The organism is Blautia sp. MSJ-9 (assembly GCF_018919065.1).
Lineage (GTDB): Bacteria > Bacillota > Clostridia > Lachnospirales > Lachnospiraceae > Blautia_A.
Genome location: NZ_JAHLQG010000015.1, coordinates 51,166 through 59,581 on the forward strand (window position 1 = coordinate 51,166; position 8,416 = coordinate 59,581).

At 44.6% G+C, this 8,416-nt stretch carries 2 protein-coding genes; both read right to left on the reverse strand.

Annotated features, from left to right (window positions below; genetic code table 11):
- Positions 1-347 precede the first annotated feature (347 nt).
- Positions 348-4,094, reverse strand: coding sequence for a DNA-directed RNA polymerase subunit beta' (gene rpoC / locus KQI87_RS04030; RefSeq protein WP_216458992.1), 3,747 nt, complete (start codon positions 4,092-4,094; stop codon positions 348-350).
- 17 nt (positions 4,095-4,111) lie between these two features.
- A complete protein-coding gene (gene rpoB / locus KQI87_RS04035) occupies positions 4,112-7,975 on the reverse strand; it encodes a DNA-directed RNA polymerase subunit beta (protein WP_216458993.1) in 3,864 nt (1,287 codons plus the stop codon).
- Positions 7,976-8,416 lie beyond the last annotated feature (441 nt).

Here is an 8,416-nt window from a genome sequence, read left to right on the forward strand (position 1 = left end):
GTTCTGTTTTATTCATTATCTCTCTATAATTAAACGAATCTGACAGATTCCTGACTTCTGCCAGTTTCTTTTTTCTTCAGATTATTACAATACATTATGAAAAACAGGCAACAGCAACTACAGCGACCAACAACAATGTAAAAATATCGCAATTTATCACCTGCTCATAATGTATTGGTATTATAACACAAAAAACAATTTCTTTGTACTTTTCTCTTTTTTCGCCTATGGAATCTTCTGGACGCGGACCAAACAAAAAAGAGAACTATCCTGCCGGCAAAATTGCCGACATAGATAGTTCTCTTATAATTTACTTCAAATCAATCCGGATAAAAACATCCGCTGAATTATTCATTGTCTTCTGTATCGTCTGCATCCTCAGCCATATCATCAGCTTCGTCCTCATCGGATTCTTCAACATCGAATTCTTCGTCTTCCGGAAGTTCTTCATCCATTGTGATCATCTCATCATCTTTGATTTCTTCATCTTCCGGAAGTTCTTCAGCTATATCTTCAACCTTTACTTCCGGTTCAGGCATTGTGCTGTTGAGTCTTACATCTCTGTAGCGTTTCATACCGGTACCTGCAGGAATCAGTTTACCGATGATTACGTTCTCTTTCAGACCGATCAGCGGGTCAACTTTACCCTTGATAGCGGCTTCAGTCAGAACTTTAGTTGTTTCCTGGAAGGAAGCGGCTGACAGGAAGGAGTTTGTAGCAAGAGATGCCTTGGTAATACCAAGCATAACCTGTTTTCCATCTGCAGGCTGTTTGCCTTCTTTTTCCATCTGCTCGTTAACGTCCTCGTATTCAAGGAAGTCAACCAGTGTTCCAGGAAGGAATTCTGTATCTCCGTTATCTTCGATACGGATTTTCTTCAGCATCTGACGAACGATAACTTCGATATGCTTATCGCTAATCTCAACACCCTGGAGACGATATACACGCTGTACTTCACGGATCATATAATCCTGAACTGCACGTACACCCTTAATTCTCAGGATATCATGCGGATTTACGCTACCTTCTGTAAGTTCATCACCGGCTTCAAGAATCTGTCCGTCTGTGATCTTAATACGGGATCCATAAGGAATAAGGTAAGTCTTAGATTCACCTGTCTCCTGATCTGTAACGATAACTTCACGTTTCTTCTTAGTGTCATTAATAACAGCAACACCAGGAATCTCTGTGATGATGGCAAGACCTTTCGGCTTTCTTGCCTCGAAAAGCTCCTCGACACGAGGAAGACCCTGTGTGATATCTCCACCGGCAACACCACCACTATGGAAGGTACGCATGGTAAGCTGTGTACCTGGCTCACCGATAGACTGAGCAGCGATGATACCAACAGATTCACCAACCTGAACAGCTTCACCTGTTGCAAGGTTCGCACCGTAACATTTCGCACAGATACCAACTTTACATTTACATGTAAGGATTGTACGGATCTTAACTTTCTCAATAGATCCGCCGGTCTGATTGTCCACGCCCTCTCTCATGATGCGGGCAGCACGTTTCGGTGTGATCATATGGTTAGCTTTTACGATAACTTCGCCATCTTTATTTTTAATTGTCTCACAGGAGAAACGACCTGTGATACGTTCCTGAAGTCCTTCGATCTCTTCTTTACCGTCTGTAAAAGATTCTACATACATACCTGAGATCTCATCTCTGTTCTCACAGCAATCTGTCTCACGTACGATCAGATCCTGAGAAACGTCAACCATACGTCTTGTCAGGTAACCTGAATCGGCTGTACGAAGAGCGGTATCGGACATACCTTTTCGAGCTCCATGCGCAGACATGAAGTATTCCAGTACGTCAAGACCTTCACGGAAGTTTGACTTGATAGGCAACTCGATCGTATGACCGGTTGTATCGGCCATCAGTCCTCGCATACCCGCAAGCTGTTTGATCTGTTTATCGGAACCACGGGCACCGGAGTCAGCCATCATGAAGATGTTGTTGTATTTATCAAGTCCGGACAGCAGAGCATGTGTCAGCTCATCGTCAGTCTTCTTCCATGTATCAACAACTTCTTTGTAACGCTCTTCTTCAGTGATAAGACCACGTTTGTAGTTCTTTGTGATAAGGTCTACAGTATCCTGAGCCTGTTTGATCATCTCCGGTTTCTGTGGCGGAACGGTCATATCGGCAATAGCAACAGTCATGGCTGCACGTGTGGAATACTTGTAACCTGTAGCTTTGATCGCATCAAGAACCTCAGCAGTCTTTGTAGCACCGTGAGTATTGATAACCTTTTCAAGAATCTGTTTCAGCTGTTTCTTAGCTACCAGGAAGTCTACTTCAAGGAGAAGTTCATTTCCAGGAATGCTTCTGTCTACGAAACCAAGATCCTGAGGAAGGATTTCGTTGAACAGGAAACGTCCAAGTGTAGATTCTACGGTACCGGTCAGAACGGATCCATCCGGCATTGTCTTGCTGCAGCGAACGTGAATTCTAGACTGCAGTGTGATTACTTTATTCTCATAAGCAAGAATTGCTTCGTTTACACTCTTGAAGTACTTACCTTCACCCTTGTTTCCAGGTCTCTCCTGAGTCAGGTAGTAGATACCAAGTACCATATCCTGTGAAGGAACGGCTACAGGACCACCATCGGAAGGTTTCAGCAGGTTGTTCGGTGATAACAGAAGGAAACGGCACTCTGCCTGAGCTTCCTGTGAAAGCGGAAGATGTACGGCCATCTGGTCACCATCGAAGTCAGCGTTGAATGCGGTACAAACCAGCGGATGCAGTTTGATCGCTTTACCTTCTACAAGGATCGGTTCGAATGCCTGGATACCAAGACGGTGCAGTGTAGGTGCACGGTTCAGCATAACCGGGTGTTCTTTGATAACGTCTTCGAGAACATCCCATACAGCCGGCTCCAGCTTCTCAACCATTTTCTTAGCGTTCTTAATGTTGTGTGAAGTTCCGTTAGCAACAAGTTCTTTCATAACGAAAGGTTTGAACAGCTCGATCGCCATCTCTTTCGGAAGACCACACTGGTAAATCTTAAGTTCCGGTCCTACAACGATAACGGAACGTCCGGAATAGTCAACTCGTTTACCCAGAAGGTTCTGACGGAAACGTCCGGATTTACCTTTCAGCATATCGGAAAGAGATTTCAGAGCTCTGTTTCCAGGACCTGTTACAGGACGTCCACGGCGGCCGTTGTCGATCAGGGCATCTACTGCTTCCTGAAGCATACGTTTCTCGTTGCGGACGATAATATCCGGTGCACCTAATTCCAGAAGTCTCTTCAGACGGTTGTTACGGTTGATGATTCTTCTGTAAAGATCATTTAAGTCAGATGTAGCAAAACGTCCGCCATCCAGCTGAACCATAGGACGAAGATCCGGCGGGATTACAGGGATAACTGTCATGATCATCCACTCAGGACGGTTTCCTGACTCACGGAAGGATTCTACAACTTCCAAACGTTTGATGATTCTGGCACGTTTCTGACCTGTAGCATCTTTTAATTCTTTTTTCAGTTCTACAGAATCTTTCTCAAGGTCAATTGCTTCCAGAAGCTCTTTGATAGATTCTGCACCCATACCTACACGGAAATCATATCCATAAGCCTCACGGGCATCCTGATATTCTCTCTCTGTAAGTACCTGTTTGTACTGGAGTCCGGAATTAGCCGGATCCAGTACGATATAGTTAGCAAAGTAAAGGACTTTCTCCAGAGTTCTCGGAGAAATGTCAAGGATCAGACCCATACGGGACGGAATTCCTTTGAAATACCAGATGTGGGATACCGGAGCAGCCAGCTCGATATGTCCCATACGCTCTCTACGTACAGAGGATTTGGTAACTTCTACACCACATCTGTCGCAGACAACGCCTTTATAGCGAATCTTTTTGTACTTTCCACAGTGGCACTCCCAGTCCTTGCTCGGTCCAAAGATTCTTTCACAGAAAAGTCCGTCTTTCTCCGGTTTCAAGGTACGGTAGTTGATGGTCTCAGGTTTTAAAACCTCGCCTCTTGACCACTCTCTGATTTTCTCAGGGGACGCCAGTCCGATTTTGATGGCATCGAAAGTCATTGGCTGATATGTTTCATTGGCGTTAGTTGTTTCTGCCATGTATTCTTTCCCCTTTCTTACTCTTCGTCATCGTCTTCAAGAGCCTCATCCAGCTCAATGAAGTCGTCATCCTCATCTTCGTCCTCGTCAATGTCAACGAGTTCTTCTCCGTCAAACTCCTGCTTTGTATAGCCGTGTTTGCCGTAGTCTTCTTCTCTGTCGTGATGTCTTCTGGAATCTCCCTCAATGACAGAACGAAGGTCTGTATCACCGTAGTCTACAGATTCAAGAAGATGTACTTCTGTATTGTCATCCTTGAGTACCTTCACGTCCAGACCAAGAGACTGAAGCTCTTTTAAGAGAACCTTGAAGGATTCCGGAATACCCGGCTCAGGAATATTGTCACCCTTGATGATTGCTTCGTATGTCTTAACACGACCAACAACATCATCGGATTTAACTGTCAGGATTTCCTGCAGTGTGTAGGATGCACCGTATGCTTCCAGTGCCCAAACCTCCATCTCACCGAAACGCTGTCCACCGAACTGTGCTTTACCACCCAATGGCTGCTGTGTTACCAGAGAGTAAGGACCTGTAGAACGTGCATGGATCTTATCATCAACCAGGTGATGCAGTTTCAGATAATGCATGTGACCGATTGTTACAGGACTGTCGAAATACTCGCCTGTACGTCCGTCACGGAGACGCACTTTACCATCTCTGGAAATCGGAACACCTTTCCACAGTGCTCTGTGGGCTTTGTTCTCATCCAGATACTGCATTACATCCGGTGCTAAAATGTCTTTGTATTTCTCACGGAACTCCTCAAAGTCTTCTGTGTTTACATAGTCGTTTGCAAGTTCCAGTGTATCCTGGATATCATGCTCGTTTGCACCCTGGAAAATAGGAGTTGCAACGTTAAATCCAAGTGCTTTCGCAGCAAGGCTTAAGTGAATCTCCAGGACCTGTCCGATATTCATTCGAGAAGGCACACCCAGAGGGTTCAGCACGATATCAAGAGGACGTCCATTTGGAAGGAATGGCATGTCTTCAACAGGGAGTACACGGGAAACAACACCTTTGTTACCGTGACGTCCGGCCATCTTATCACCAACGGAAATCTTTCTCTTCTGTGCGATGTAGATACGTACAGACTGGTTTACACCAGGAGACATCTCATCGCCGTTCTCTCTTGTAAATACCTTGGCATCTACGACAATACCGTATTCACCGTGCGGTACTTTCAGAGAAGTATCACGAACTTCACGTGCTTTCTCACCGAAGATTGCACGAAGAAGTCTCTCTTCTGCAGTAAGCTCTGTCTCTCCCTTAGGAGTAACTTTACCAACAAGGATATCACCGGCACGTACTTCTGCACCGATACGGATGATACCACGCTCATCCAGATCCTTCAGTGCGTCATCGCCAACACCAGGAACGTCACGTGTGATCTCTTCCGGTCCAAGTTTGGTATCACGGGCTTCTGCCTCATATTCTTCAATATGAACAGATGTGTAAACATCGTCCATAACAAGTCTCTCGCTAAGAAGTACAGCATCCTCGTAGTTGTAACCTTCCCAGGTCATGAATCCGATCAGCGGGTTCTTACCAAGAGCAAGTTCTCCGTTTGCTGTGGAAGGGCCGTCTGCGATAACCTGTCCTGCCTCTACGTGCTCACCCTGGAATACGATCGGTTTCTGGTTGTAGCAGTTGCTCTGGTTACTTCTTAAATATTTAGTCAGATGGTAATCATCTTTTGTACCATCGTCGTTCTTGATGCTGATATCTGTAGATGTGGAACGAAGTACAGTACCGGATTTCTTTGCAACTACGCAAACACCGGAGTCGACAGCTGTCTTAACTTCCATACCTGTACCAACTACAGGAGCTTCCGTTGTCAGAAGCGGCACGGCCTGACGCTGCATGTTGGATCCCATCAGCGCACGGTTAGCATCGTCGTTCTGCAGGAACGGAATCAGGGCTGTAGCAACGGAGAATACCATACGAGGAGATACGTCCATGTAATCAAACATATGACGCTCATACTCCTGAGTCTCTTCACGGAAACGACCGGATACATTCTTATGAATGAAGTGTCCTTCTTCGTCCAGAGGCTCATTCGCCTGTGCTACATGGTAATTATCCTCTTCATCTGCGGTCATATATACAACCTCATCTGTTACACGAGGATTCTTAGGATCTGTTTTGTCGATCTTACGGTAAGGTGCCTCGATAAATCCGTACTGATTGATTCTCGCATAGGATGCAAGAGAGTTGATCAGACCGATGTTAGGACCTTCAGGGGTCTCAACAGGGCACATTCTTCCGTAATGTGAATAGTGGACATCTCGAACCTCGAATCCGGCTCTGTCTCGTGACAAACCGCCAGGTCCCAGGGCGGAAAGACGTCTCTTGTGGGTCAGCTCACCAAGAGGGTTGTTCTGATCCATGAACTGTGACAGCTGGGAAGAACCGAAGAACTCTTTCACTGCTGCAGTTACAGGTTTGATATTGATTAAGGACTGCGGAGAAATATTGTCCGTATCCTGTGTTGTCATTCTCTCACGAACCACACGTTCCAGTCTGGAAAGACCGATTCTGTACTGGTTCTGAAGCAGCTCGCCTACCGCACGGATACGACGATTGCCCAGGTGGTCGATATCATCGGCATTACCAAGGCCATATTCCAGATGCATATTGTAGTTAATAGAAGCAAAGATGTCTTCTTTTGTGATATGCTTCGGGATCAGATCGTGGATATCTCTGTGGATCGCTGCGATTCTGTCTTCTAATGTGTCATTTTCTTCCAGAATGTTTTCGAGAACAGGGTAGTATACTAATTCTGTAACACCGATGCTCTTCGGATCTTCGATTTCCGGGAGATAGTGGCGGATATCAACCATTAAGTTGGAAAGAACCTTGATTCTGCGGTCTTCCTCGCCGAGGATCCATACATATGGAACGGCGCTGTTCTGGATGGTATTTGCCATTTCTTTTGTTACAACAGTTCCCTCTTCTGCCAGGATCTCGCCTGTAGAAGCATCAACAACATCCTCAGCCAGTTTATGGCCAACGATTCTTCTGTTGAGGTGGAGTTTCTTGTTGAATTTATAACGTCCAACCTTAGCAAGGTCATATCTTCTCGGGTCAAAGAACATTGCATTGATAAGGCTCTCTGCACTCTCAACTGCAAGCGGCTCACCCGGACGGATTTTCTTGTATAATTCAAGAAGACCTTCCTGATAGTTCGTGGATGTATCCTTTGTAAAACTTGCAAGGATCTTTGGCTCTTCGCCGAAGAGATCAACGATCTCAGCATTGCTTCCTACACCAAGTGCACGGATCAGAACAGTGATCGGAACCTTTCTTGTTCTGTCCACACGTACGTAGAACACATCATTGGAGTCTGTTTCATATTCCAGCCATGCACCTCTGTTCGGGATAACAGTACTGGAGAACAGTCTCTTACCAAGTTTATCATGCGCGATTGCGTAATAGATTCCAGGGGAACGTACTAACTGGCTGACAATTACACGCTCTGCACCATTGATGACAAAGGTACCTGTAACGGTCATGATCGGTAAATCTCCCATGAAAATCTCGTGTTCGTTGATTTCCTCTGTTTCTTTGTTAATCAGTCTCACTCGAACCTTCAAAGGTGCGGCGTAAGTTGCGTCACGTTCTTTACACTGTTCGATATTGTATTTCGCATCTTTCTCGTCAAATGTAAAGTCGATGAATTCCAGGCTGAGCTTTCCGCCGTAGTCCGCGATCGGAGAAATATCATCAAAGACTTCCTTCAGTCCTTCATCAAGAAACCATTTATAAGAATCTCTCTGGACTTCGATCAGGTTTGGCATTTCCAGGACTTCTTCTTGTCTCTGGTAGCTCATACGCATGCTTTTTCCAGTTTTTACAGAACGAATTCTGTTTTTTTCCATTGACGTTTCACCCCTGTTTTTTCTTTAAATTTATTATAACTTGACCCTTTTTGTCAAAAGACATAAAGGCACATCTTGCCATAATATAGCATTCTTCACTATAGCACAGCAAGTTGCGCCTGTCAATCATTTTTTAAAATTTTTTGAATTTTTTTAATTATTTCGTTGCTGTACACGAAATGAACAGCAACATTAATTCTGCAGTAATGCTATTTTTTTCAATAACTCTTTTTTCTGTAATCCATATTTCCGGATCTGACTATTTTTCTGGCATTTTACTGTTCTTTATGCGAATACGGTTTGAGTTCCCATTTCCATCAAACCCGTCTTTAGGATTTAGCACTATCATTTTTTGCAGTACCAAAAATTCGACCACTACTCAAACCAGCATATTTGCTGGCTTTTTTTCTTTTTAAAAAACTTGACAAAATATTTTTTACC